Annotated in this window: 23 protein-coding genes; 8 read left to right on the forward strand and 15 right to left on the reverse strand. The window is 63.2% G+C overall.

Translation table 11 applies throughout. The annotated features are described in order from the left end of the window. Positions 1–16: 16 nt before the first annotated feature. The 3 genes from FHX11_RS00590 to FHX11_RS00600 form a co-directional block, all read right to left on the reverse strand. Complete coding sequence (locus tag FHX11_RS00590) at positions 17–532, reverse strand: RNA polymerase sigma factor (protein ID WP_184354005.1); 516 nt, start codon at positions 530–532, stop codon at positions 17–19. A gap of 210 nt (positions 533–742) precedes the next feature. Beyond that, positions 743–1291: a tetratricopeptide repeat protein gene (locus FHX11_RS00595; RefSeq protein WP_246780862.1), complete on the reverse strand. Its 549-nt coding sequence runs from the start codon at positions 1289–1291 to the stop codon at positions 743–745. A gap of 104 nt (positions 1292–1395) precedes the next feature. Continuing rightward, entirely contained in the window at positions 1396–2334 is a 939-nt protein-coding gene (locus tag FHX11_RS00600; protein WP_184354009.1) for a metallophosphoesterase, read from the reverse strand. Between the two features lie 50 nt (positions 2335–2384). Between FHX11_RS00600 and FHX11_RS00605 the strand changes: the two genes are divergently transcribed. Beyond that, the gene (locus tag FHX11_RS00605; protein WP_184354011.1) at positions 2385–2876 is read left to right on the forward strand and encodes an NUDIX domain-containing protein; all 492 of its coding nucleotides are present in this window, start codon (positions 2385–2387) and stop codon (positions 2874–2876) included. Here FHX11_RS00605 and FHX11_RS00610 read toward each other — a convergent pair whose 3' ends face one another. Then, positions 2877–3869 (reverse strand): glutathione S-transferase family protein, encoded by a 993-nt coding sequence (locus FHX11_RS00610; protein ID WP_184354013.1) that lies wholly within the window; start codon positions 3867–3869, stop codon positions 2877–2879. Between the two features lie 351 nt (positions 3870–4220). Between FHX11_RS00610 and FHX11_RS00615 the strand changes: the two genes are divergently transcribed. Both FHX11_RS00615 and FHX11_RS00620 read left to right on the forward strand, forming a co-directional pair. Next, a complete protein-coding gene (locus tag FHX11_RS00615) occupies positions 4221–4790 on the forward strand; it encodes an N-acetyltransferase (protein ID WP_184354015.1) in 570 nt (189 codons plus the stop codon). Between the two features lie 139 nt (positions 4791–4929). Beyond that, complete coding sequence (locus FHX11_RS00620; RefSeq protein WP_184354017.1) at positions 4930–6921, forward strand: PhoX family phosphatase; 1992 nt, start codon at positions 4930–4932, stop codon at positions 6919–6921. A 35-nt stretch (positions 6922–6956) separates the two neighbouring features. Here the strand turns inward: FHX11_RS00620 and FHX11_RS00625 are convergent, their stop codons facing one another. The 5 genes from FHX11_RS00625 to FHX11_RS00645 are packed head-to-tail and all read right to left on the reverse strand — an operon-like array spanning position 6957 to position 14244. Further along, on the reverse strand, positions 6957–7382 hold the full coding sequence (locus FHX11_RS00625; protein ID WP_184354019.1) for a GNAT family N-acetyltransferase: 426 nt from the start codon (positions 7380–7382) through the stop codon (positions 6957–6959). Between the two features lie 4 nt (positions 7383–7386). Next, entirely contained in the window at positions 7387–9459 is a 2073-nt protein-coding gene (locus FHX11_RS00630) for a hypothetical protein (RefSeq protein WP_184354021.1), read from the reverse strand. Between the two features lies 1 nt (position 9460). Continuing rightward, positions 9461–12286, reverse strand: a complete 2826-nt coding sequence (locus tag FHX11_RS00635; RefSeq protein WP_184354024.1) for a DUF4159 domain-containing protein — start codon at positions 12284–12286, stop codon at positions 9461–9463. Further along, positions 12283–13203, reverse strand: coding sequence for a DUF58 domain-containing protein (locus FHX11_RS00640; protein ID WP_184354026.1), 921 nt, complete (start codon positions 13201–13203; stop codon positions 12283–12285). Before FHX11_RS00640 ends, FHX11_RS00635 begins: the two co-directional genes overlap by 4 nt. A 27-nt stretch (positions 13204–13230) precedes the next feature. Then, the gene (locus FHX11_RS00645) at positions 13231–14244 is read right to left on the reverse strand and encodes a MoxR family ATPase (protein ID WP_184354028.1); all 1014 of its coding nucleotides are present in this window, start codon (positions 14242–14244) and stop codon (positions 13231–13233) included. A gap of 168 nt (positions 14245–14412) precedes the next feature. On the opposite strand from FHX11_RS00645, the gene FHX11_RS00650 reads away from it, so the two are divergent. Genes FHX11_RS00650 through FHX11_RS00660 form a run of 3 tightly spaced genes read left to right on the forward strand, consistent with a single transcriptional unit; the run spans position 14413 to position 16915 of the window. Next, positions 14413–15036: a DUF1285 domain-containing protein gene (locus FHX11_RS00650; RefSeq protein WP_184354031.1), complete on the forward strand. Its 624-nt coding sequence runs from the start codon at positions 14413–14415 to the stop codon at positions 15034–15036. Then, a complete protein-coding gene (locus FHX11_RS00655) occupies positions 15033–15668 on the forward strand; it encodes a CoA pyrophosphatase (RefSeq protein WP_184354033.1) in 636 nt (211 codons plus the stop codon). The genes FHX11_RS00650 and FHX11_RS00655 overlap by 4 nt, the downstream gene beginning before the upstream one ends. Continuing rightward, complete coding sequence (locus FHX11_RS00660) at positions 15665–16915, forward strand: CCA tRNA nucleotidyltransferase (RefSeq protein WP_184354035.1); 1251 nt, start codon at positions 15665–15667, stop codon at positions 16913–16915. The genes FHX11_RS00655 and FHX11_RS00660 overlap by 4 nt, the downstream gene beginning before the upstream one ends. Positions 16916–16936: 21 nt before the next feature. Here the strand turns inward: FHX11_RS00660 and FHX11_RS00665 are convergent, their stop codons facing one another. From FHX11_RS00665 to hemF, 3 genes are all read right to left on the reverse strand, one after another. Continuing rightward, the gene (locus tag FHX11_RS00665) at positions 16937–17122 is read right to left on the reverse strand and encodes a DUF1059 domain-containing protein (protein ID WP_184354037.1); all 186 of its coding nucleotides are present in this window, start codon (positions 17120–17122) and stop codon (positions 16937–16939) included. Positions 17123–17255: 133 nt separating this feature from the next. Further along, positions 17256–17534: a hypothetical protein gene (locus tag FHX11_RS00670; protein ID WP_184354039.1), complete on the reverse strand. Its 279-nt coding sequence runs from the start codon at positions 17532–17534 to the stop codon at positions 17256–17258. 85 nt (positions 17535–17619) lie between these two features. Beyond that, complete coding sequence (gene hemF / locus FHX11_RS00675) at positions 17620–18531, reverse strand: oxygen-dependent coproporphyrinogen oxidase (RefSeq protein ID WP_184354041.1); 912 nt, start codon at positions 18529–18531, stop codon at positions 17620–17622. 158 nt (positions 18532–18689) lie between these two features. On the opposite strand from hemF, the gene FHX11_RS00680 reads away from it, so the two are divergent. Then, positions 18690–18950 carry a hypothetical protein gene (locus tag FHX11_RS00680; protein WP_184354043.1) on the forward strand — a complete coding sequence of 87 codons (261 nt, stop codon included), beginning with the start codon at positions 18690–18692 and terminating at the stop codon, positions 18948–18950. A gap of 44 nt (positions 18951–18994) precedes the next feature. Here the strand turns inward: FHX11_RS00680 and FHX11_RS00685 are convergent, their stop codons facing one another. From FHX11_RS00685 to FHX11_RS00695, 3 genes are all read right to left on the reverse strand, one after another. After that, a complete protein-coding gene (locus tag FHX11_RS00685; RefSeq protein WP_184354045.1) occupies positions 18995–20638 on the reverse strand; it encodes a Na/Pi cotransporter family protein in 1644 nt (547 codons plus the stop codon). Positions 20639–20848: 210 nt separating this feature from the next. Next, positions 20849–21994, reverse strand: a complete 1146-nt coding sequence (locus FHX11_RS00690) for a hypothetical protein (protein ID WP_184354047.1) — start codon at positions 21992–21994, stop codon at positions 20849–20851. 114 nt (positions 21995–22108) lie between these two features. Beyond that, entirely contained in the window at positions 22109–22570 is a 462-nt protein-coding gene (locus FHX11_RS00695) for a tRNA (cytidine(34)-2'-O)-methyltransferase (RefSeq protein WP_184354049.1), read from the reverse strand. Between the two features lie 395 nt (positions 22571–22965). Here FHX11_RS00695 and FHX11_RS00700 point away from each other — a divergent pair, with 395 nt between their 5' ends. Then, on the forward strand, positions 22966–24819 hold the full coding sequence (locus tag FHX11_RS00700; protein ID WP_184354051.1) for an ABC transporter ATP-binding protein: 1854 nt from the start codon (positions 22966–22968) through the stop codon (positions 24817–24819). The last annotated feature ends 34 nt before the right edge of the window (positions 24820–24853 follow it).

Here is a 24853-nt window from a genome sequence, read left to right on the forward strand (position 1 = left end):
TTCATATCCTGCAATGTCAGAACCTTCGCGGCGTGCGGCTGTGGCCCTGGGCGGCGAGGCGAAGACGGGCGCTGGAAAGCCGCGTCGTCACCGCCGACAGGGGGATGCCGAGAATATCGGCCGTTTGCTTGTAACTATGACCTTCGACGTCCACCAGCAGGAAGACGCTGGCCAGTCCCTCGGGCAGGGACGTGACCATGCGATGCGCTTCGCTCGCCTCGACCGGATTGGAATGAACGCCGGGTGCTGCCAGTTCTCCCTGTTCCAGCGCGGCTCCCTTCGCGGCAGACCGCAGACGGTGGCGGCGGGTCTCGTCGAACCATTGATGGCGGGCCATCGTGTAGAGCCAGCTCTCCAGCCGGCCGTCATTGCTCCAGAGATGAAACTTGGCAATGCCGCGCTGACAGATGCTTTGAACGAGGTCGTCCGCCTCGGTGAGGTCGCCGGTCAGCGTCACCGCGAAGCGCCGGAGCTTCGGGAGAAGGCCGACCAGATCGCGTCTGATATCAGTGGCTGCTACCGGCGTAGGCATTGTCTTTCCAGGCAGAGGTTCGGGTCTGTTGTGCTGCGGATATCTTCCGGCGGAAGACGGCTTTTCTCCGGGGAAAAGCGGTGAGAGCCGGAGGATTGTTCCATTATGGTATGAACCATTTTCGTGCCGTTTCGCAAGTCTTCAAAGAGGGCCGCATGCTTCCTTTCAACGCCTCACGCGAAGTTGAGACGGGCGCTTCCCGCACAGGTCTCAATAGGTGATCTGACCGTTCAGCGATTGCAGCAGCGAGCGATAGGCCCAACTGTTTTCGCCGCCGCGATCGCGGATTTCGACAAGCTGCACGCGCGCGCCCTGGACATCGCCCTGTTCGAGCAGCGCCTGGCCCATATAGGAGCGGGCTAGGATGTAATTCTCATCGCGCTGCAGGGCCTTGCGATAGTAGCTCATGCCGAGTTCCATGCGGCCGGCCTTGCGGTTGGAATAGCCGAGATAGTTCAGGATGCGGGGATCGTCCTGGTTCCTGGCAAGCTTCAGGACGGTGATGGCATTGTCATATTGGCCGGCATAGGCGAATTCGCGCGCCGCCTGGAAAAGCTGATCGTCGTTGAAGCCGCTCTTTTGCGGTTTCACGCACTTTTTCTTGTCCTTGTCCCAGACTTCGCCGTTCTTGCATTCGGTGGTCGTCTTGCTCTTCGGCGGCGGCGCGGTTTCATCGCTTTCGGAGCCGGCGGCGAAGACATGGAGATTGGCGCCGAGCAGGAAGCCGGCGGCAAGCGCGATCGTGACCGAATTCTTCATCCCGACACCCATGATATCCTCTCGAAATCACATGCTGCGATTGTAGCTCCGGATAGGCGAAAACGCTACCGAAACGATGGGATAGGGCGGATAAAAAGCCGGGATTACGAAGCCAGAATGTCGACGCCCGCGGCCTGTATTTCGTCGCCGCGCGCATTGAGGCTGAAGCGTTCCGCCTTGAGCTCCCACGCGCCGGGATGGCCGTCGATGGTGAAGAGATTGTAGGCGGCGGCCGGTTTCAGGCCGCCGGGACCCTGCGAGGCCGAGGCGATGCCGACGACCGGCACCGGGCCGGTCTGGCCCTTGAGCCAATGCAGCGTGTTGAGGTGAGTATGACCATGCAGCACCAGTTCGGCGCCGCCGGTCGAGATGACGGCGGCGAAGCGGCGGATGCCGATCATGCGCTTGTAGAAGCTGGTGGCGCCGCGAATCGGCGGGTGGTGGATCATGACGATACGGAAGAGGCCGGCCTCGCCGGCAGCGCGCAGCATGTTCACCGTTTCGCGTGCCTGCCGGGCGGAGAAAAAGCCGCTGGCGGCGAAAGGCGGCGTGGCGACCGCCGTGGAGCAGCCGATCAGCGCGACGCGATCGCGGATGCGCAGATAGGGGAAGATGTGCCGATCTTCCCGCCATTCGGGCGGCGCATGGTCGCCTTGAACATAGGGATACCAGGCTCGCATCGCCTTTTCATAGGCGCCCGGCACATAGGCATCGTGATTGCCGGGAACCACGGAGGTGAAGGCGGGATCGCCCACGGTTTTCAGCCATTCGGCCGCCGTCTGGATCTCGATGCCGCTCGCCAGGTTGACGAGATCGCCGGTGACCGCGAGATGGTCGGCCTGCTTTGCCTTGATATCGTCGAGAAGAAGATCGAGCGTATCGCCGAAAAGATGCTTGCGCCGGTTCCGGTGCCAGTTCACAAAACCGGTAATCCGCTTGGAAGCAAGTTCCCTGATGGAAAGGCGTGGCAAAGGACCCAGATGAACGTCGGAGATATGCGCGAGCTTGAACATGGGATGAGACATAACCCAGTCCATCGTCAAAACAAATACATCCGTTGCCGGTCGATGGATCGTGACGGCGGAGCGGCGGCATGAGCGGTCCCGAGCGCCTCGACGAACCGCGCCGGTGGTGGGAGAAACTGCTGGGCCGGATGCTGCACGCCTATTTCGCGCTGACCCGCAGCATGACCATGGGCGTGCGCGCGGCCTGCTTCGACGGAGAAGGTCGCATTTTCCTGGTCCGGCATTCCTATACGCCCGGCTGGCATATGCCCGGCGGCGGCGTCGAGCGCCATGAGACGGTGGAGCAGGCGCTGGCGAAGGAATTGCGGGAGGAGGGCAATCTGGTGATTTCGGGGCGGCCGCAGCTCTTCCATGTCTATTTCAACAACCGGACCAGCAAGCGCGATCACGTCGTTTTCTTCCGCGCGCAGGTGGAGCAGACCGCACCGCGCCGGCCGGATAGCGAGATCGTCGAAAGCGGCTTCTTCGCGCTCGATGCCCTGCCGCCGGGGACGACCAAGGCGACCTACCGGCGGCTGAAAGAGCTGGAGGGCGGCGAGCCGCCGGCGAGCTATTGGTGACTATTCCGCCGCCTTCGTCAACCGCTCCCGCCCGTGTGGACGCGTGAGGTCCAGCTCGGGGCCGACCGGGACGATGCCGGTGGGATTGATCGTCCGGTGGCTGCGGTAATAATGATCCTTGATATGCCTGAAGTTGGTCGTCTCGGCGACACCGGGGACCTGATAGAGATCCCGCAGATATCCCGAAAGGTTCGGATAGTCCTCGATGCGGCGGATGTTGCATTTGAAATGGCCGACATAGACGGCGTCGAAGCGGGCAAGCGTCGTGAATAGCCGCCAGTCGGCCTCGGTCAGGCGATCGCCTAGGAGGTAACGGCTCTTTTCCAGCCGCTGGTCGAGCCTGTCCAGGGTTTCGAACAGGCGCAGTACGCTCTGCTCATAGGCATCCTGCGCGGTGGCGAAGCCGGCCTTGTAGACGCCGTTGTTGACCGTGTCGTAGATGGTCTCGTTCAGCGCATCGATCTCTGCGCGAAGCTCCGAAAGGTAGAAATCATCCTTTGAGCCGGTCAGTCCGTCGAAGGCGCTGTTGAACATGCGGATGATCTCGGCGGATTCGTTGCTGACGATCGTACCGGTCTGCCTGTCCCAGAGGACTGGGACGGTGACGCGGCCGGAATAATGCGGATCGGCCTTGACGTAGATTTCCCATAGCGCCTTGGCGCCGAAGAGATGATCGACCGTGCCGCCGTCCTTGTCTTTGAATTCCCAGCCGTTTTCCAGCATCAGCGGATCGACGATGGAAACGGAGATCAGCTCTTCGAGCTTCTTCAGCTTGCGGAAGATCAGGGTACGGTGCGCCCAGGGGCAGGCGAGCGAGACATAGAGATGATAGCGTCCGGCCTCCGCCTTGAAGCCGCCTGTGCCGCTCGGCCCGGCTGCGCCGTCGGCCGTGATCCAGTTGCGGAATTGCGATGCGGCGCGCTTGAAATGGCCTTTGGTTTCCTTCGTGTCGTACCAGACATCCTGCCAGACGCCATCAACCAACATGCCCATTGTTCGATCCTTTCGGAATGCTGCGAATAACCCGGTTTCAAGATACGATATGATTCCGCAATTTCGAGGCGACAAACGCTGAACAGTGTGTCGCGGGTAAGATCTCGGGCTGCGTGGGGGCGATCTTAAGGGATGGGCTATGCCCGAATCCCGACATGATCATGCATCAAGACATGGGCGCTTGAATTTTGCATTGGACGCGCCGGATATTTCCTGCTATCGGGCTTGTCACACTTTGAGGACCACTTGTCATGAAAGCAATCAGAAGCCTGCGACGACGCCGATGATCCCGAACGCTCCACGAGCGCTTTCGAGAACCATCCCGTATGTCTATCTGGTTTCTGTGGTCTAATGTACAAGCACGATCTGGTCTACCTCACCGAGGATGCGTCGCACGACGCCGTTATCGAACTCATCAACGAAGAAGCATTTGGTCCCGGCCGGTTTACGCGCGCCGCGGCGCGGATTCGCGAGCAGGGCTCGCATGACCGTTCGTTGTCCTTCATCTGCGCCGATGACGGCGAGACGATCGCCTCCGTGCGGATGACGCCGGTGCTGGCCGGTTCGGTCAAGGGTCATCTGCTCGGCCCGCTTGCCGTGCGTCCCTCGCACAAGAACAAAGGCATCGGCCGTGAGCTGGTGCGGATCGCCATCGAGGCGGCCAGGCGCAAGGGGTCGGAAGCCGTCATCCTGGTGGGCGATCCGCCTTATTACTGTCCGCTTGGTTTCGAGAAGGTCGCCTATAACGCGCTGACCTTTCCGGGGCCGGTCGATCCCAACCGGGTGCTTGTCGTGCCGATTGCCGCCGACACGCATGAGCGGCTGCAAGGCACGATCGCGTGGCGGGACGATGCCGCATCGGCCGCTGCCGATGAAGAGGTTTACGACGATGATCTGCCGCCGGTGGCGATCGCAGTCTAGTTTCCGCAATTTCCACAGGCTTGGCCGAATGCCGCCCGCGTGTTCCCCACGCGGGCGTTTTTCATCTACCTGTCATATGGCGAACCTAGAGTTTTGCTCGTTCTGATGAAGAGCAATTGCGAAACTTGGGGGTAATGCAATGACCGGAAATCTCACGCAAAAGGATATATTCCCGACCAGTCAGCTCGAGGATGCCGACAGGGAAGGCCACAACTGTACCGACAATCCGACCATGGGGGAAATCATCGGACGCCGCTTTTCGCGGCGGGGTTTCCTGCAGGGCTCGCTTGCCGTTTCCGCCATCGCCGCAACGGTGGGGCCTGTTGCATTGCTGAGCGCGGAAAAGGCACGCGCTGCCGGCGGTTCGGCCTTCGTCTTCAAGGAAGTCGAAGCCGGGGTCGATGCCGATCATCATGTCGCCGAAGGCTACGACGCCAATGTGCTGCTGCGCTGGGGCGACGCGCTCTTTGCCGATTCACCGGCTTTCGATCCGAAGAACCAGACCGCCGAGGCGCAGCGCCGCCAGTTCGGCTACAACAACGACTATGTCGGCTATATTCCGCTGGAGGGCTCCTCCGAACACGGTCTGCTGGTGGTCAACCACGAATATACCAATCCGCACCTGATGTTTCCGGGCCTGGTGACGATTGCCGACGGCAAGATCAAGCAGGCGCCACTGAGCAAGGAACAGGTGGATATCGAAATGGCCGCGCATGGCGGCACCATCGTCGAAATCCGTAAGGTGGACGGCCGTTGGCAGGTCGTGCCCGACGGCAAGTATAATCGCCGCATCACCGCGACGACTGAGATGCGGTTGACCGGTCCGGCGGCCGGAAATGACCGGCTGAAGACCGCGGCCGACGCGACCGGCGCCAAGGTTTTCGGCACGCTGAACAATTGCGCCGGCGGCGTCACGCCCTGGGGCACCTACATCATGGCCGAGGAGAACTTCCATGGCTATTTCTCCGGCAAGCTGCCGGAAGGCCATAAGGAAGCCGCCAACTACAAGCGTTACGGCGTGCCGGAGGGCAGCTACGAATGGGCGAACTTCTACGATCGCTTCGATCTGTCGAAGGAGCCGCACGAGCCGAACCGCTATGGCTGGGTGGTCGAGGTGGACGTGCTCGATCCGCAGTCAGTGCCGAAGAAGCGCACGGCGCTCGGCCGGGTGAAGCATGAAGGTGCTGCCAATATCGTCTCCAAGGATGGCCGCGTGGTCCTCTATCTCGGTGACGACGAGCGCTTCGATTATGTCTACAAGTTCGTGACCGCCGGCGCCTATAATGCCGCCGACCGCGCCGCCAATCTCGAGTTGCTCGACAACGGCACGCTCTACGTCGCCAAGTTCGCCGAGGACGGCACGCTCGCCTGGCTGCCGCTGACCTTCGGCCAGGGGCCGCTGACAGCGGAAAACGGCTTTGCCAGCCAGGCCGACGTGCTGATCGAGACGCGCCGCGCGGCAGACCTGCTCGGCGCGACCAAGATGGACCGGCCGGAAGACATCGAACCCAATGCGGTCAACGGCAAGGTCTATGTGATGCTGACCAACAACAGCAAGCGCAAGGCCGATCAGGTCGATCCCGCCAATCCGCGCGCCGACAATGCCTTCGGTCACATCATCGAGATCAGCGAGGATGACGGTGTCTTCTCCGCGACCAAGGGCAAGTGGGAAGTGCTGCTGAAGTGCGGCGATCCTTCCGTTGCCAATGTCGGCGCCTCCTTCTCGACCGAGACGACGAAGAACGGCTGGTTCGGCATGCCGGACAACTGTTCGATCGACGCCGCCGGCCGTCTCTGGGTGGCGACCGACGGCAACAGCAACAAGGCGACCGGCCGCACCGACGGCCTCTGGGCTGTCGATACGGAAGGTGCCGCGCGGGCAACCTCGAAGCTGTTCTACCGGGTGCCGGTCGGCGCCGAACTATGCGGCCCGCTGTTCCTGCCCGACGACCGGACGGCCTTCGTCGCCGTGCAGCATCCGGGTGACGGCGGCGACGACTGGTCGGGTCATGGCCGTCCGTCCTACTACGAGGACTTGTCGACGCGCTGGCCGGACTTCAAGCCGGACATGCCGGTGCGTCCCGCCGTGGTGGCCATCACCAAGACCGGCGGCGGCAAGATCGCCGTCTAAGATATTGTAAGGAGTAGATTATCGCCCCGTCGGCATCAGCGGGGCGATAGTTTTTTCTGCAGGAAATAGCGGCTGCGGCCGGCGGGAAATTCCGGGAGTTCGCCGAAGATGGCGTAACCCTGCCGCTGATAGGCGCGCAAAGCCTGCGGGTTGAAAGTATCGATCCAGGCGCCGTGGCAGCCGCGCGCGATCGCCTCGGTTTCGGCCGCGTCCAGCAGCTTGCCGGCCATGCCCTGGCCGCGAAGCGTCTCCGGTACGAACAGCCACGCGGTGAACAGCCAGCCCCAGGCCGTATAGCCCGAGATGCCGCCGATGGCATTGCCGCCTTCATCGCGGATCAGCACGGCAAGCGCGCGCCGGGCCGAGGGGCCGACATCGGCCGCGTTGAAGGCGGTCAGGCCGTCGCTGATCGCCGCGAGATCGCTTTCGCAAGGGGTGTCCGTTACATCGAGCCGTGTCATGGGTTCACCGTCCCTCGCGCCACCACATGGCCGAGAAGGCGAAGAGGAGGGCGGCAAGACCGGCAAAGCCCGCAAAGAGCGGCAGGTTGTTGATACCCTTCAAGATGGTCTCGTCGGTCATGCGGATGGTCAGGCGCTGATTATCGGCTATACGCACGGCGCCGCGCACCGGCAGGATCGGCGGGACGGTGACGCCGCCATTCGAAGCGGCGACGCGCGTGACGAGCCCCTTGGTCTTCTCCGCGAGTGGCTTCAGCGTCTCCGTCGTCGAGATCATCGCCTTGAATTCGAGCGCGTCGACGGCACCGACATGCACCAGCGTCGAGAGAGTGCCGTTGCTGATCTGATAGAGCCCGATCTCATCCATGTGTTTCTCGGCCTGATAGAGGCCCGGCTGGGCTTGGTGCAATGCCAGGGTCTGCGTCTTGCCGGAGGGCGAGCGGATGGTGGCGGGGCCGGGATCGTCGCCGATGGTCTGACGGGTCACTTCCAGGGTGCGGCCGGCGGCGCGCGCGGTCAGCGCCTCTTCCTCCAGCGCCGGCTCCTTCAGCAGCCAATGGGCGATGCGGCGATAGAGCGATACGTGCGGTCCGCCGCCTTCGAAGCCGCGCGCCCACAGCCAGCCTTCGTCGGAGAGCAGCATGGCGACGCGGCCCTGGCCGACGCGGTTCAGCACCAGCAGCGGATTGTTGTCGGCGCCGACCATCACCGTCTGGCCCCGCGGTTTCTCGACATCGACGCTGCGGAACCAGCGGCCCCAATGCGGCGGCTCGGTCTCCGATCCGTCGAGGCCGCGCGTGACCGGATGCTTGCGGCCCTGATCCGACAGGCGCGGATAGAAGGGTTTCTCGATCATCTGCCCGGTCGGCTCGGCCGGCAGCACCGACGAAAGCGGCGTCAACGCGATCGAATTGCCGGCCGCGTGTTCGGGCCCGGCGGCCACCAGCAGGGCGCCGCCATTTTCGACATATTGGGCCATGTAATCATAATAGATCGTCGGCAGGACGTTCGGACGGTCCTGATAGCGATCGAAAATGATCAGGTCGAAGGAGTTGATCTTGTCGACGAAGAGTTCGCGTGTCGGGAAAGCGATCAGCGACAACTCATTGATCGGCGTGCCGTCCTGCTTGTCTGGCGGCCGCAGGATGGTGAAGTGCACGAGGTCGACGGAGGCGTCCGATTTCAGCAGGTTGCGCCAGGCGCGCTCACCGGCATGCGGCTCGCCGGAGACCAGCAGCACGCGCATGTTCTGGCGGATCCCTTCGATCAGCTGGACGGTGCGGTTGTTGACGGGGGTGACCTCGCCGGGCACTTCGGCAACGGCGAATTCGAGCACGTTGTTGCCGGCGCGCGGCACCTTGAAGCTGAAGGGCGTGTCCTGGCCGGGTGTGGCCTGCAGCGTGGCGATCTCGTCGCCATTCATCTTGACGGTGACGGCCGCTGTGCCGCCGGGGCTCTTGCCGTCATCCACGACGCGCAGCACGAGCTGTTGCTCGTCATTGACGATGCCGAAGCGCGGCGCGCGCGCCACCTCGATACGCCGGTCGAACTCGTCCGGCTTGCCGGTGATCAGCCCGTGGATCGGCGCGTCGAAGCCGAGCGCCTGGTTGACGCCGGGAATATCGTGGATCTGGCCGTCGGTCAGGAAGATCGCACCGCCGACGCGGGCGGGCGGGACATCGGCGATCGCCGAGGAGAGGGCGGCAAAAAGCCGTGTCGAGGGAGACTCGGATTCGGCCGGTTCGCGCACCTCGACGATACGCGGCTCGATGCGGGGGAACTGCGCCAGACGATCCTTCAACTCCTCCAGGGCCTCGTCGGTCATCTTGATGCGCTCGGGCGTCTGCTGGCTCAGGCTGCGATCGACGATGACGGGAACGATGGTCGACAGCTGGTCGCGGTCCTCCTGCATCAGCACGGGATTGGCGAGCGCTGCCAGGAGGGCGAAGGCTGCGGCCATGCGTATCCAGCCGCCGCGCATGCGCCGGAAGATCGCCAGCGCCGCAATGGCAAGCGTCAGCACTGCAAGTGCGGCGAGAACGGGCCAGGGCAGGAAGGGGGCGAAACCGATATTCATCCTATTGCCCCAACCGTTCCAGAATGTCCGAGATATGCACCTGGTCGGATTTATAGTTGCCGGTCAGCATATACATCATGATGTTGACGCCGCTGCGGTAGGCATATTCGCGCTGTGCCTCGTCGGGCGGCACGGTCGGCAGCAGCGGTGCGCCGTTTTCGTCGATCGCCCAGGCACCGGCAAAATCATTGCCGGTGATCATGATCGGCGTCACGCCATCGGCGGAGGCAACGGCATTGCCGTCGCCGCGCGTGTCCTGACGCGCCTCGATCCAGAGCGGACTGTCGGCATAGCGGCCGGGAAAGCTCGATAGCAGATAGAAGGATTTCGTCAGCACATGGCCCTTCGGTACAGGTTCCAGCGCCGGTATATCGAGATTGGCGAGGATCGCCTGCAGGCGCTGGCCGTTGGGGCTTGGCGTGGTGTTGTCGCCCATCGTGTCGATGGCGTCGCGCGTGTCGAACAGCACAGTGCCGCCGTTGCGCATATAGGCGTCGATGCGGTTGATCGCATCGTTCGACGGCATGGGCGCGGTGGCGGAAATCGGCCAGTAGATGATGGGATAGAAGGCGAGATCATCTTTGGCGGGATCGAGCCCGACGGGCGCGCCCGGCTCCAGCGTCGTGCGATAGGTGAGGAAGTCGGAAAGACCCGCGAGACCGCGCTCGGAAAGACGATCGACCTCGGATTCACCGGTCACGACATAGGCGAGATGCGTCTTGTCGAGCCGCGAATAGATGGTGTCGTCACCCGGCTTGGAATCGTCCGCCCAGGAGTTTGCCGGATGCAGGAAGGCGGCAACGGCGATCGCCAGCAGCAGCACCGCCGCGCCGCTGGCCGCCGTCTTCGCCGATCTGCGCAGGCGCGGGAAGGCGCCGTTCATGACCAGCACGATCAGGCTGTCGGCCAACAGGACCAGGAAGGCGAGGGTGAAGAGGATCGGCTTGGCCGACCAGGCCTCGCCGCCGATGAGGCCCTCGCGGGTGACCGAAAGGTCCGCTCCGGAGGCGCTCAACGGCTTCAGCTCGGTGCCATCGGGCAATATGTTGAGCGCCACGAAACCTTCCTCGGCACCGTAGAGGCCGGGGGGATTGTCAAAATTGGCGGTGATCGCGCCCTTGCTGCCCGTATCGAGCGGGCGGGCATTGCCAGTTTCGCTGGTCAGCGCGCCCTTGGCGGTCAGGAGCCGGAACGGCGGCAGCGCCTCGCGGGTCTTCGGCGCATTCTCCCCGGAGGTCACCCCGCCGGAGCGTGAGAGCTGCACGATACGGCGCAGCATCTCGACGAAATCGCCTGAGATCGGCAGGTCGGACCATTGCGGCTCGGCACTGACATGGAACAGCACGACACGGCCGGCCTGCATCTGCTTTTCCGTCACCAGCGGCGTACCATCCGCAAGGCTTGCCCAGGTGCGTTCCGCCAGATCCGGCGTCGGTTCGGCAAGCACCTGGCGTTTGACGAGCACGTTGGTCGGCTTCGGCATGCCGGCGAAGGGGCCGAAGGCGGGGAAATCGGCGAGCGGCTGCGGCTCGGCCCAGGAGAGCGCGCCGCCGAAGGTGCGTTCCCCCTGACGCAGGGTCACCGGCACAAGCGGGTCGTCGGTCGGCGCGGCGGCGAGGCGCGGCCCGGCGAAGCGGATCAGCGTGCCGCCGTTCTGAAGCCATTGCTGCAGCGGCGCATAGCTTTCCTGCGGCAGGCGGCCGACATCGGCCATGATGATGACGGAGGGATTGCCGGCCAGCAGCTCGGGGATCGATTTGGCGAGATCGGCGCTGTTCGGCTGGATCAGGTCGGCATAGGGCTGCAGGGCGCGCTGGATGTAATAAAGCGGCGACAGGATCGGTTGGAATTCGTCGGCCGCCTGCCCGGACAAGAGCGCCACGCGGCGGCGCTTGAAGCCGTCATCGAGCAGGTGCACGCTGCCGGCGCTGGCTTGCCGGTCGATGCTGATACGGGCGAAATCGTTGCGCATCTCGAAGGGTGCCGCGATCGAGCCGGTCGCCACCGTCTGGCCGCCGGCGAAGTTCAGGGAGCCCGCCGCGATCGGCCGTCCCTGATTGTCCTGCGCGGTCAGCCCCAGCCGCATCGGGGTGGTGCCGTTCAGTCGCGTTGCCGTAACCGTCATGTCATTGGCGGCGTTGGTGGCGCCGGTGATTGCGACCACATTGTCGCCGTCGCCTTCGATCAGACGCAAATCGTTGGGCCGCAGGGCGGCGAGCTGGCTGACGACATCATCCTTGTCGCTGCTTGCGACACCGTCGGACAGGAAGGCGACGGTGCCGGGCTCGGTGCCGCTGAGGGCGGCCTTGACGGTCTGGACGGCACGCGCGCGGTCGGGGACCAGCGGCCTCGGATTGATCGCATGCAGCCTGTCGCGGGCGGCGGTCGCCGCACCCGGCGTCGCATCGTTGCTCTGCTCGGCGGTAAAGGCGATCGAGACCGGGAGGCCCTTGGCATCGGCATCGTCGATCAGCGCGTCGGCGGTTTGTACGCGGCGCTCCCAGTCGGAGGCGCTGGCCCAGCTATTGTCGATGATGAGCACCAGCGGGCCGCCGCTCGACAGCGTGTTGCTGCGCGGATTGACCATTGGATTGGCGATGGCGAGGATGACGAGGGTGGCGAGCGCCATCCTCAGCAGTGTCAGCCACCAGGGGCTGCGCGCCGGCGTTTCCTCGCGCTTCAGGATCGCGGCGAGGATGCGCAGCGGCGGAAAGACCTCCGCCTTCGGCTGCGGCGGCGTCAGGCGCAACAGCCACCAGATCGCCGGCAGCAGGATCAGGGCGCCGAGGATGGCGGGCGAGGCGAAAGCGAAGGAGAGGCCGCTCATGGCTGCCCTCCCGAGGCCACCCTTGCGGGCATGCCGGAGAGATACATGTGCACCGCCACCAGCGCTTCCGACGCCAGGCGGTCGGTGCGGTGGCTGACGAAGGTCCAGCCGAGATGCCGCAGCGATTGGCCGAGATTGTCGCGGCGGGCGAGATAGGCGCGCTGATAATCGTCGCGCAGGTTTTCGGCACGGCCGGCCATCAGTTTCGAGCCGGTCTCAGGGTCGGTGAATTCGGTTCGGCCATTATAGGGGAAGATTTCCTCGGCCGGATCGGCGATCTCGACCACATGGCCGCGCAATCCGCGCCGGGCAAGCGGCCCGATCCTGCCCATGACGCTGTCGGCGTTGTCGAGGAAATCGCCGATCAGGACGATATCGCTCCAGCCGCGGATCATCGAGGTCTGCGGCAAGCCGCCTTCCAGCGGCGTATGCATCAGCGCCGCCGCGAGCCGCTCGGCGGCATTGCGGGTGGACACCGGTTCCATGATGCCGGGGCAGCCGATGCGCTCGCCGGAGCGCGCGAGGATTTCGGCCAGCGCCAGCATCAATACCAGCGCGCGGCTCTCCTTGGACACATGGCCATAGGTCGATTTGTACATCATCGACGGCGACATGTCGGCCCAGAGCCAGATCGTGTGGGCGGCTTCCCATTCATGGTCGCGGATATAGGTGTGGTCGTCGCGGGCCGAGCGGCGCCAGTCGATGCGCGACAGGCTTTCGCCTTCGGTATAGGGACGGAACTGCCAGAAATTCTCGCCGATGCCGCGCTTGCGCCGGCCGTGCCAGCCGGCAATGACGGTATTGGCGATGCGCTTGGCCTCGACAAGGCAATCCGGCACGAGAGCGGCACGGCTGCGAGCGCGGGAGAGGGCATCATTGCCTGAAGTCGGGCTGACGATCTGTCCGATGGATGCCACGCGCTTATACTCTCCTCGAAATCCGCGTTACGTTGCCGATTGCTTGATCAGTCCTGCGATCACGTCCCGTACCGACATGCCTTCGGCGCGGGCGGAAAAGGTCAGCGCCATGCGGTGCTGCAGCACCGGCTCGGCCAGTGCGTGCACATCGTCGAGCGACGGCGCAAGCCGGCCTTCATAGAGCGCGCGGGCGCGGGCGCAGAGCATCATCGCCTGGCCGGCGCGCGGACCGGGACCCCAGGCCACATGCTTGTCGGTCGAGGCATTGCCCTGGCCGGGACGGGCGGAGCGCACCAGCGACAGGATGGCATCGACGACGCCGTCGCTGACGGGCATCTGGCGGATCAGCCTCTGGATTTCCATCAGGCGCTCGGCATCGATGACGGCCTGCGGCGTCGCTTCGCTGAGGCCGGTGGTTTCGAGCAGGATTCGGCGCTCGTCGGCAAGCTCCGGATAGTCGACGTCGACCTGCAGCAGGAAACGGTCGAGCTGGGCTTCCGGCAGCGGATAGGTGCCTTCCTGCTCCAGCGGATTCTGGGTCGCCAGGACATGGAACGGCGCCGGCAGGTCGTAGCGCTGGCCGGCGATGGTGACGTGATATTCCTGCATCGACTGCAGCAGCGCCGATTGCGTGCGCGGCGAGGCGCGGTTGATTTCGTCGGCCATCAGAAGCTGCGCGAAGACCGGGCCTTTGACGAAGCGGAAGGAGCGGCGGCCGCTTTCATCCTGGTCCATGACTTCGGAGCCGAGAATATCCGAAGGCATCAGGTCCGGCGTGAACTGGACGCGGCTGGAGCCGAGGCCGAGGACGGCGCCGAGCGTGGTGACGAGCTTGGTCTTGGCGAGGCCCGGGACGCCCACGAGCAGCGCATGGCCGCCGGCCAGCACCGCCAGCAGCGTATTTTCCACAACGCTTTCCTGGCCGAAAATGACCTTCGAAACCTCTTGGCGAATGGCGGCGATATCGCTCAACGCCTGCTCGGCGGATGCGATGATGGCCTGGTCGTCGAGGCTCGTTTCAGTCGATTTGATCATGCCCATTTGCGTCTCCAATGGCCGAAAAACAGTACGCGCGAATCGCAGACCTTACACATTTGCCCCATACCCAGTACAACTTATCGCCATGAAGACGGCTGACAAGCACGTTTCGAATGACTATCTCGTGAGAAACGGCTCTATTCAGGACTAAGAGCAAACCGGGACGGAAGAATGGCAAGCGAAGAGATCAGGACGACCGGCGACGCGGCAAGCCTGGCTGCGCTGATTTCCCGCGCCGCCGGCGACAGCGGCGGCGGCAAGAAGGGCCTGCCGCCCGTGGAACGCTGGAATCCTCCGTTCTGCGGCGATATCGACATGGAAATCAGGGCCGACGGCACATGGTTCTACCTGGGAACACCGATCGGGCGCGCGCCGCTGGTGCGGCTGTTCTCCACCGTCCTGCGTAAGGATGACGACGAAAAGACCTATCTCGTCACGCCTGTGGAAAAGGTCGGCATCCGGGTCGTCGACGCGCCTTTCGTCGCCGTCGAGATGAGCGTGACGGAACGGGACGGCAAAAGGGTGCTGACGTTCCGCACCAATGTCGGCGATGTCGTGGAGGCCGGTAAGGAGCATCCGATCCGCTTCGTCATCCGCGGCGACAATGACGAGCTGAAACCCTATCTGCATGTCCGCGGCCGGCTGGAAGCGCTGGTGACGCGCGCCGTGATGTACGATCTCGTCGAGCTTGGCGAGCCGGTGACGATCGCCGGACACGAGATGTTCTGCGTGCGCTCCGGCGGCACGATCTTCCCGGTCATGCCGGTCGCCGAACTGGATGCCCTGACGCGATGAGCGAATTCCCCCTTTATTCCGCCGATGAATTTCGGCGCCGCGCGCTCAATCAGAGCGGCAGCCCGGTCGAGCTCGCCTGGCGCGACCATGGCGATCATGTCCTCAATCCGGAAACCATCCTGCAGGTGGAAGGCCAGTCGCTGCGCGATGCGGCGGTACTGGTGCCGGTGGTGGACGATGGCGACGACGCCAAGGTCATCTTCACGCTGCGTACCTCGACCTTGCGCAAGCATTCCGGTCAGATCGCCTTTCCCGGCGGCACCATCGATCCGGAAGACGCTTCGCCGGAAATGGCGGCCATGCGCGAGGCGGGCGAAGAGATCGGGCTGGCAAATATCTTCATCGAGCCGGTGGCGCGCTTGCCGCATTACCTCGCGGCGACCGGTTTCCGCATCACGCCGATCCTTGCGGTGGTCAAGCCGGGTTTCGAGCTGGCGCTTAACCCGACCGAGGTGGAGGACGCCTTCGAAGTGCCGCTCTCCTTCCTGATGAACCCGGAGCATCACGTCACCGACAGCATGGTATGGCAGGGAATCCAGCGGCGTTTCTACCGTGTTCCCTACGGATCGCGCATGATCTGGGGCATTACCGCCGGCATCGTCCGCACAGTATATGAAAGGCTCTATTCATGACCTCCGTTGCCGGTGAAAGCTGGTTCAAGGACGAGGCCCTGCGGCGCGTTCTCTCCCTCCTGAATGCGGATGGCGGCGAGGGTCGTGTCGTCGGCGGTGCGGTGCGCAACAGCCTGATGGGATTGCCTGTCGCCGATATCGATATCGCCACGACGCTGCTGCCGCAGGCGGTCGTCGAAAGGGCTGCCGCCGCCGGGATCAAGGCGGTGCCGACGGGGATCGCGCATGGAACGGTGACTCTGGTGGTCGAGGGAAAACCCTTCGAGATCACGACATTGCGGCGCGACGTCGAGACGGATGGCCGCCATGCGCAGGTCGCCTTCAGCGATGACTGGCAGGCCGATGCCGAGCGGCGCGATCTCACGGTCAACGCGCTTTACGCCAGGGACGATGGCGAGGTGGTGGATATGGTCGGCGGGCTTGCCGATCTGGAGGTTCGCAATATCCGCTTCATCGGTGATGCGGCGACGCGGATTGCCGAGGATTACCTGCGTATTCTGCGGTTCTTCCGTTTCTTTGCCCATTACGGCAGCGGCCGGCCGGATGCCGGCGGGCTGCGCGCCTGCGCGGCCGCGCGCTCGAAGATCGCGACGCTTTCGGCCGAGCGCGTCTGGTCGGAGATGAAGAAACTGCTTTCGGCCAAGGATCCCGGCCGGGCGCTACTCTGGATGCGGCAGGTCGGAATTCTGACCGAGGTGCTGCCGGAAACGGAAAAATGGGGCATCGACGCCATTCCGGCGCTGATCTCAACGGAACAGGCGCTCGGCTGGGCGCCCGATCCGATGCTGCGGCTTGCGGCCATCGTGCCGCCGGATGCCGCAAGGCTGGCAAAACTCGCCGAGCGCCTGCGACTGTCGAAGGTGGAGGCGGCCTATCTGCAAGCCTGGGCGAATGCGCCCGGGATCAAGGACGATATGTCCGATGCGCCCTTCGACCGGCTGCTGTATCGCTATGACAGTCCGGGCGTTATCGCCCGGTTGAAGCTGGCGCTTGCCGTCGCACGCGGCAAGGCGGAGGGCGATTTCGAGGAGATGGCGCGCGCCGCCCGGATCGGCAAGCTGTTGGAGCGGGCGGTCCACTGGAAGAAGCCGGTGTTTCCGATCACCGGCGCGGATGCGCTGGCTGCCGGCGTTGCCGCAGGTCCCAAGGTAGGCGAAATCCTTGGCAAGCTCGAGCAACAATGGCTCGACGGCAATTTCAGCATGGACCGGGCAGCGCTGCTTGCCCGGCTCAAGGAGCTGATTTAGCCCGGCTGCGATGAAGGCGGGTCAGGCGGCGTTCGCTTCGTCGCGAATGCGAGCCTTGATGTTGTCGACCATGTTTTCACGGATGACCGTCTCGCCATGCGCGGTACGCATATGCTCGACGGCGCGACGAACCACCTCGGCGTCGTCGTTTGCACGGGTGTGCCAGTCGCAGCCAGGCACAAGCGTTCCACATTCGAACAGTCGCATATCTGCCTCCTGATATTTGGACGTCCCATCCATGCCGGATGCCATGAACGGCATGTGGATCAAAACGCAAAAGATGCGCAATGGTTTCGCGTGCCCGGCAAGGCTTTTGCCCTGCCGAACCGCTTTCTGCCGCTCAGTCCGGCATGGCCCAGGCCCTGAAGCAATCCGAAGTTTGATTTGTCGGGAGCGGTGTCTGCCTTGTCGGCCGTTCCGTGGTCATCCGGGCGACATCGCCCGGCGACATGCCGGAGAGTTTCATCCTGACCTGCTGGACGAAGCAGGAGAGGGGCAGATCCGAGCCGCTTTTCAGCCGCAGGTCCTCGGCCAGCCGGACGATAAAATCCGGTGTATCGACCGTCCGCGACAGCGGCCGGTCATTGGTGGTTTCGACCGCTTGATTCTGTACTGCCATTACAACCTCCTCCGATTGAAACGAGCATTACCTAACCCTGGTATTTCCTCCGTCTTTTCATGCTACTACCATTATCGACGCCATTCTACGGCCAACGCACGACCGGGGGCAGGGACGACAGAATGGACTCGACATTGCCGCCGGTCTTGAGCCCGAAGATCGTACCCCGATCATACAGCAAATTGAATTCCACGTAGCGTCCTCGGCGGATCAATTGTTCGTCACGATCCTCTTCGGTCCATGTCTCGTTGAAGTTCGAGCGCACGATCCGGGGATAAACCATGGAAAATGCCCGTCCGACATCGCGGGTGAAGGCGAAATCGGCGTCCCAGCCGCCGGCTTCCTCGTCGGAATGCAGCCAGTCGAAGAAGATACCGCCGATGCCGCGCGGCTCGTTGCGGTGCTTCAGGTAGAAATAGTCGTCGCACCAGGCCTTGTAGCGCGGGTAGTCCGCGACCTTGTGGCGCTCGCAGACGATCTGCATGGCGCGGTGGAAGAGGACGCTGTCCGTATCCTCCTGGGTGCGTCGGCGATTGAGCACCGGCGTCAGGTCGCAGCCGCCGCCGAACCATTGGCTCGTCGTCACCACCATGCGGGTGTTCATGTGTACGGTCGGCACGTTCGGATTGACCGGGTGGGCGATCAGCGACAGACCGGAAGCCCAGAAGCGGGGATCTTCGTCGGCACCGGGAATTTGACTGCGGAAATCGGGCGAGAATTCGCCATGGACGGTGGAGGTGTGGATGCCGACCTTCTCGAAGACGCGGCCTTCCATCATCGACATGCGGCCGCCGCCGCCTTCGCCCTTTTCCCGCAGCCAGTCCTTGGCGACGAAGCGGCCCGGTTCCTGATCGGAGAGGGGGCCGGCAAGTTCATTTTCCAGCTGTTCGAACTCGGCGCAGAGCACATCGCGCAGGCTTTCGAACCAGCCGCGCGCCGCTTCCTTCTTGTCTTCGATGTCCTCGGGCAGTCCCTTGGGAAGGTTCGGTCGTTCCATATGCGCTCTCCGACAGGACGGGCGATCAGAGGCCCGCGATTCGATTCTTGTTTTGAATATCAGCAACATCATGGCGGAACCAGCACGCAGCCGCGGCTGGAGAATCGACTCGCAAATTGTTCAATGCAGTACTATCTTCCGTCCAAAGGCGAGGTTTCATGATGAAAATACCAGGACCGCCGCCCCTCGATGGGTTGAGACGTAGAATTTCCCGGCACCGGGAGGAAAATCCCGCCGGCAGAAAGAGTGAGTTCGTTCGCGAAACCTTTTGCCTCAGCCGTCCGGAAGCGCGCGCCAAGGCGCGCGAATGGTTCGATGCCTTTCCGAAGGCGGCCTATTGGACGGAAGTCGAAAGCTGGCGACTGGTCGAGGGCGACCGCATCGAATTCACCATGCGGCGCCTGCCATCGGCGGATTGAGCGCGGAACAGGAATTGCACTCCATTGCCGCCGGTGCGACGCAGCTATTGCGTATTGCGCAGCCGGCTTTCGATCAGCAATCCGCTTTCATCCAGGATCGGATGCGCGACGGACACGATGTGCGCGTTGATACGCTTCAGGTCGCGCAGCATGTCGAGATGCAGCGAGCTGGTCTGCAGGCTGTCGACGCGGCCGTCGCGCAGGCGCTCGAGGTGTCGCTCGGAGGACTGCTTTTCCAGCCGGCGGACATCGACCTTCACTTCCATGAGCTGGCGGGCGAGATTAAAGTCGCGGGTGACGAAGATGGTCTGGGCGATGCGCAGATTGTCGACCGTCAGCTTGAAGAGGCTTTCCAGCTCCCGATAGCCGTCGTCCGAGAAGGTCAGGCCCTTGCCGATCTTCTTTGCCACCTGCTCGGCCAGGCCCTTTTCGATGATGTCGCCGATATGCTCGAGGTTGATGGCATAGTCGATGATGACGATCGACCGACGGCCATTCTCGTCATCCAGTCCTTCGCGCCCGAGTTTCGACAGATAGATCTTCACTTCCTGCTGGATACGATCGACACGCTTTTCCAGAACCGCGATTTCCTTCAGCGGTGCCAGGTCATTGTTGTTGAAGGCATTTTCCGTGCGGATCAGCATGCGCTCGATGAGGTCGCCGACGCCCAGAACCTCGCGCGTCGCGCTGGCTAGCGCCACGACCGGCGTGCTCAGCGCATTGTGATCGAGGTATTTCGGCCCGTCGTCGGTCTGCGGATCGTTGGGAACGATCCGACGCATCATCTTCGACAGGGTGGTGGAGAAGGGCCAGGCGCAGATGGCGAGGGCGATGTTGAACAGCAGGTGCACGTCGACCGGCAGTTTGGCCGGCGAAAAATGCAGAGCCTGCATCCATGCACCGATATAGCTCGCGAAGGGCAGGACGAGCAGGCAGCCGATGGTGCGGACGATCAGGTTGCCGAGCGTGACCCGCCGGGCCGTGGCCGGGCCGGACAGCGTGGCCATGACGGGCGGAATGGCGCCGCCGAGATTGGCGCCTAGAACGAGGGCAACGGTCAGGGCGGGGGACAGGATGCCGGTCGAGGCGAGCGAGAGGATCAGCACCACCATGGCGAGGCTCGACGACGAGACGAAGGCAAGCACCGCCGAAAAGATCAGCGCCACCGGCAAAGCGCCGTCGAGCAGGCCGATGAAGGCGCCGAGCGCCGGCGATTGCCGCATCGGCGCGGTGGCAAGGCTCAGAAGCTGCAGCGAGAGCAGCATCAGGCCAATGCCGATCAATGCGGTGCCGGCCCCCTGCTTGGTGGTGGACGAGCGGCGATAGAGTACGATGCCGATCAGGATGATCAGCGGCGACAGCCATTCGATGCCGGTCGCGACGATCCAGGCCGTGACTGCGGTACCGACATTGGCCCCGAGCAGCACGATTTGCGCCATGCTCGGCAGGACGAGATCGCGCTCGACGAAGGAGGCGATCATCAGCGCGGTCGCGGTCGAGCTTTGCAGGGCGACGGTCGCCACGAAGCCGGAGACGAAGGAGCGGAGACTGCCGCGCGTGCCGCTGGCAAGGCCGGTCCGCAGCCGGGCGCCGAAGGCGCGCGATACACCATCCTTGACCTGCGCAAGGCCAAACAGCAACAAAGCCACGGCCCCGAACAGATTGATCATGACGACGGTGGATTCCATTTCGTCTTTTTATGTCTTTCTCATGCCGTCATGTTGTCGATGATGATCGGAAGCTCAGCGGAAGCCACTGAAAAGGCATGGGTTTCAGCGTCTGTTCCGCGTAGGGAATCGCGGCTCTTTTGGTTGCCGGCTAAGAATTATACGCTTTCAGCGCTCGCAGTCCAACACCATCAGCGACATATCTGGTCAATATTTGCGCAGTGCCCGGTTTCAGGGCTGCTCTGGCGGCTGTACGGCCGCAGAGGGGGTGCCGTCTCTAGGGGAAGGCTTGGGCAAGCTATTGTCGGAGAAGGCTTTCTTGACCTTTTCGATGGTTGCCGGCCGTCGCGCTGGCGTTCCGGCAGGCGAGGGACCGGCGGCTTCGGCGGGAGGAGTGTCTGTCCTTGTTGCGACATGCAGCGTGGGTGCTGTTCGAGCCTCCTCGCCGACCGGCGCCGTCGTAAGGATTTCCCGCAGCGTGGCGGTGACGGGCAGGTGGCCGGTCAGCTCGGTATTGGTATGATGCCAGGCATGCGCGACCCGCCGATCGGGTGAGAGATACGACCGGGAGTTCAATTCGCCGAACCAGTCCCATTCGCCGATGATGTCGACGACGTCGGTAAAGATCGGCGGCATGGCGATGCGGGTGCCGATCGTGACGATCTTCATCCTTTCCGCCAGCGTCGCGGCTCGCTGCGCGTCGTGCCCGCAGAGGTCGTGAAGTGCGGCTGCCAGGACCAGATTGCCCTTGGAGTGGCCGGCAAGCAGGCGAAAGGAGAGGCGGGGATCGGCAAGAAGGGCGCGTACCGTGCGCGTGTCGAGGCTCGTGCGGGACGCGGTTGCGTCGGCAGCGCCGACTTTCGGCCGCCCGGCAAAATCATCCAGCATTTCAAGGATGGGGCGCAACCCCTTGAGATGGCCGAAGAAGAAATGCCCGCCGAGGCTCTCCGTGATGATATCGGCAAGGCCGTAACCGGAAACGACGACGGCGACCGGAGCGGCGATAGCGTCCGCGACATTGCGGGCGAAGGCTGCCGCGCCGAGGGCCGAGCCGCCGATGCCGGCGACCGCAAGGGCGGTTACATCCCGGCCGCCACGCAGGATGAATTCCTCCGGCGTCTCGCACAGAACCACCGCCCCACCGCCGCTCGGCGGCACGATCATGATGGACCCCTCGGCGGAAAGGGAATCGCTGATATAGATGGCTTCCTCCGGCGTGATGACCTTGACGTCGTAGAACAGGGCATCAAGCGCCGTATTACGCTGGCGCAACGCTTCGAGCGCGAGATTGCGCGCGGGCGAATGCTGCAGCCGTTCGGGAAGGCTGAGGCTGCGTGCGAACTGAGTCACGGTGAGGGTGAATGCCGTCTGGAACATGGGTCACCTCGCCAGGGTTGCCGTAAGTTAGAGCATTCCGATGGAAAGCTTCTCACACTTTATCCAGCGTGCCAACGGCAATTCACCGAGACGGCGCTCGGGCGGGGCGCGACATTAGGTCCATTGCGTCTGCCGCAGGGCTTCGCCCGATATCATCGCGGCGGACATGGCCAGATTGATGGAGCGCTGGCCCTCGACCATCGGGATGAGAATACGGCTGTCGGCCGTCTCGTGCACATGGTCGGGCACGCCGGCGCTCTCGCGGCCGAAGAGCAGGATGTCATTATTCTGGAAGGCGAAATCGGTGTAGTGGCCGGCCGCCTTCGTGGAGGCAAGCACCAGCCGGCGCCCGCTTGTCGCCCGCCAGGCTTCGAAATGCTCCCAATTGACGTGGCGGGTCAGAGCAACGGCGGCGAGATAATCCATGCCGGCGCGTTTGAGATTGCGGTCGGAAATGTCGAACCCGGCCGGCTCGATAATATCGACGCCAAGGCCGAGGCAGGCGGCGAGCCGGAGAATGGTACCGGTATTGCCGGGGATATCCGGCTGATAGAGGGCGATGCGCAGCGAAGTCATGATCTGCCACTAGCGAAATTGCCTCGATTTGTCTTCGGCTATTCGCCGAGTGCCCCGGTTTTTGTGATGACGCCCATCAGCAAAATTGAAGGATTTAGCCCATTTTTGCGGCATATTTTGCTTTCCAAACGACAAAAGGCGCGCTAAAAGGCAAGCGCTCTACAACTTGCGAAAGAAGGAGGCTCAGATGGATATCTTGTTTGTAATGATGCGCCTCCGGGCCGTGAATCCACGGATTTGAAGAGCGCTACAAGGCGCGTATTCGCAAGTACCCCCCTTCTTTAAGTCATCGCGCGGCCGGCATGGCCTCGTTGTTTTATCACCCAGCCACCATATGAGTCCGCGATCCTTGGGCGCAGTGGATGGTCGAAGGGTCGAGTCTCTGGAGCATTTCAATGTTTAGCTGGTTCGAACGCCGACTAAATCCATTTCCGAGCCATGAGCCGGACGTTCCGCCACGGGGTCTTTTTGCCTTTTGCTGGCATTACACCAAGCCGGCCGCGCCCTGGCTGATCGCCATGAGCATCCTGACGATGCTGATCGCGATCGGCGAAGTGGCGCTGTTCCAGTTCCTCGGCGATATCGTCGACTGGCTGACGAAGGCCGACAAGGCGACCTTTCTGCAGACAGAATGGCACAAGCTGTTCTGGATGGGGGCCATGGTGCTGGTCGGCCTGCCGCTGGCGGCCGTGCTCGACAGTTTCATCATGCATCAGGTGCTGCTCGGCAACTATCCGATGATCGCGCGCTGGCAGATGCACCGCTTCCTGCTGCGCCACAGCATGACCTTCTTCGCCAACGAGTTCGCCGGCCGCGTCGCCACCAAGGTGATGCAGACCTCGCTCGCCGTGCGCGAAACAGTGATGAAGATCCTCGACGTCTTCGTCTATGTCGTGACCTATTTCCTGTCGATGATCCTGGTGATCGCGGCCGCCGACTGGCGGCTGATGCTGCCGATCCTGCTGTGGCTCGCCATCTATATCGGCATCGTCTCCTACTTCGTGCCGGTGCTGCGCAAGATCGCCGCGCAGCAGGCGGACGCGCGCTCGACCATGACCGGCCGCGTGGTCGACAGCTACACCAATATCGCCACCGTGAAGCTGTTTTCGCATGCCGGCCGTGAGGAGACCTATGCCAAGGCAGGCATGCAGGACTTCCTCGACACCGTGCACAAGCAGATGCGCAAGGTGACGATGTTCCACGCCTCGGTCTACATCAACAATTGCGCGGCGCTGTTCATCGTCTCGGCGATGTCGATCTGGTTCTGGCTCAACGGCTCGATCTCGGTTGGCGCCATCGCCATCGCCATCGGCCTTGCCATGCGTGTCAACGGCATGTCGCAATGGATTATGTGGGAAGTCTCGGCTCTGTTCGAGAATATCGGCACGGTCTATGACGGCATGGACATGATGACGAAGCCGCATGACATCGTGGATACGCCGGCGGCGGCGGCAATCGCTGTCAAGCAGGGCGCGATCCGGTTCGATCATGTTCGCTTCCATTATGGCAAGGCCAAGGGCGTCATCGACAACCTGACCTTCGATATCCGTGCCGGCGAAAAGGTCGGCCTTGTCGGCCGCTCCGGCGCCGGCAAGACGACGCTGATGAACCTGCTGCTTCGGTTCTACGATCTCGAAAGCGGGCGGATCACCATCGACGGCCAGGATATTTCCACGGTGACGCAGGACAGCCTGCGTTCGCTGGTCGGCGTGGTGACGCAGGATACTTCGCTGCTGCATCGCTCGATCCGCGACAACATCGCCTATGGCCGTCCGGAGGCAAGCGACGAAGAGGTGATCCAGGCCGCCAAGCGCGCCAATGCCTGGGACTTCATCGAGGGGCTTGTCGACATGCAGGGCCGCAGGGGGCTCGATGCCCAGGTCGGCGAGCGCGGCGTCAAGCTCTCGGGTGGCCAGCGCCAGCGCATCGCGATCGCCCGCGTCTTCCTGAAGGACGCGCCGATCCTGGTGCTGGACGAGGCGACCTCGGCGCTCGATTCCGAAGTGGAAGCGGCGATCCAGGAGAACCTGTTCGCGCTGATGCAGGGCAAGACGGTGATCGCGATTGCCCACCGCCTGTCGACGCTGACCGAGATGGACCGCCTGATCGTCCTCGACAAGGGCCACATCATCGAGGAAGGCACCCATCAGGCGCTGATCCACGACGGCGGCATCTATGCCGATCTCTGGAACCGCCAGTCCGGTGGCTTCCTGGCCGATCATGACGAGGCCGAGGCGGCGGCGGAGTAATGGATTGGACGATTGGGGCGCTGCGGCGCCCCAA

The sequence above is a fragment of the Rhizobium sp. BK602 genome (assembly GCF_014195095.1).
Classification (GTDB): domain Bacteria; phylum Pseudomonadota; class Alphaproteobacteria; order Rhizobiales; family Rhizobiaceae; genus Rhizobium.

What these genes read in the sequence shown, in the direction of transcription:
- FHX11_RS00625 (WP_184354019.1), bottom strand. Translation starts at nt 7,382, where the DNA reads ATGACACGGCTCGATGTAACGGACACCCCTTGCGAAAGCGATCTCGCG.
- hemF (WP_184354041.1), bottom strand. Translation starts at nt 18,531, where the DNA reads ATGGAACGACCGAACCTTCCCAAGGGACTGCCCGAGGACATCGAAGAC.
- FHX11_RS00605 (WP_184354011.1), top strand. Translation starts at nt 2,385, where the DNA reads ATGAGCGGTCCCGAGCGCCTCGACGAACCGCGCCGGTGGTGGGAGAAA.
- FHX11_RS00630 (WP_184354021.1), bottom strand. Translation starts at nt 9,459, where the DNA reads ATGAATATCGGTTTCGCCCCCTTCCTGCCCTGGCCCGTTCTCGCCGCA.
- FHX11_RS00590 (WP_184354005.1), bottom strand. Translation starts at nt 532, where the DNA reads ATGCCTACGCCGGTAGCAGCCACTGATATCAGACGCGATCTGGTCGGC.
- FHX11_RS00650 (WP_184354031.1), top strand. Translation starts at nt 14,413, where the DNA reads ATGGCAAGCGAAGAGATCAGGACGACCGGCGACGCGGCAAGCCTGGCT.
- FHX11_RS00645 (WP_184354028.1), bottom strand. Translation starts at nt 14,244, where the DNA reads ATGGGCATGATCAAATCGACTGAAACGAGCCTCGACGACCAGGCCATC.
- FHX11_RS00660 (WP_184354035.1), top strand. Translation starts at nt 15,665, where the DNA reads ATGACCTCCGTTGCCGGTGAAAGCTGGTTCAAGGACGAGGCCCTGCGG.
- FHX11_RS00595 (WP_246780862.1), bottom strand. Translation starts at nt 1,291, where the DNA reads ATGAAGAATTCGGTCACGATCGCGCTTGCCGCCGGCTTCCTGCTCGGC.
- FHX11_RS00690 (WP_184354047.1), bottom strand. Translation starts at nt 21,994, where the DNA reads ATGTTCCAGACGGCATTCACCCTCACCGTGACTCAGTTCGCACGCAGC.
- FHX11_RS00685 (WP_184354045.1), bottom strand. Translation starts at nt 20,638, where the DNA reads ATGGAATCCACCGTCGTCATGATCAATCTGTTCGGGGCCGTGGCTTTG.
- FHX11_RS00615 (WP_184354015.1), top strand. Translation starts at nt 4,221, where the DNA reads ATGTACAAGCACGATCTGGTCTACCTCACCGAGGATGCGTCGCACGAC.
- FHX11_RS00665 (WP_184354037.1), bottom strand. Translation starts at nt 17,122, where the DNA reads ATGCGACTGTTCGAATGTGGAACGCTTGTGCCTGGCTGCGACTGGCAC.
- FHX11_RS00670 (WP_184354039.1), bottom strand. Translation starts at nt 17,534, where the DNA reads ATGGCAGTACAGAATCAAGCGGTCGAAACCACCAATGACCGGCCGCTG.
- FHX11_RS00610 (WP_184354013.1), bottom strand. Translation starts at nt 3,869, where the DNA reads ATGGGCATGTTGGTTGATGGCGTCTGGCAGGATGTCTGGTACGACACG.
- FHX11_RS00620 (WP_184354017.1), top strand. Translation starts at nt 4,930, where the DNA reads ATGACCGGAAATCTCACGCAAAAGGATATATTCCCGACCAGTCAGCTC.
- FHX11_RS00655 (WP_184354033.1), top strand. Translation starts at nt 15,033, where the DNA reads ATGAGCGAATTCCCCCTTTATTCCGCCGATGAATTTCGGCGCCGCGCG.
- FHX11_RS00700 (WP_184354051.1), top strand. Translation starts at nt 22,966, where the DNA reads ATGTTTAGCTGGTTCGAACGCCGACTAAATCCATTTCCGAGCCATGAG.
- FHX11_RS00695 (WP_184354049.1), bottom strand. Translation starts at nt 22,570, where the DNA reads ATGACTTCGCTGCGCATCGCCCTCTATCAGCCGGATATCCCCGGCAAT.
- FHX11_RS00635 (WP_184354024.1), bottom strand. Translation starts at nt 12,286, where the DNA reads ATGAGCGGCCTCTCCTTCGCTTTCGCCTCGCCCGCCATCCTCGGCGCC.
- FHX11_RS00680 (WP_184354043.1), top strand. Translation starts at nt 18,690, where the DNA reads ATGATGAAAATACCAGGACCGCCGCCCCTCGATGGGTTGAGACGTAGA.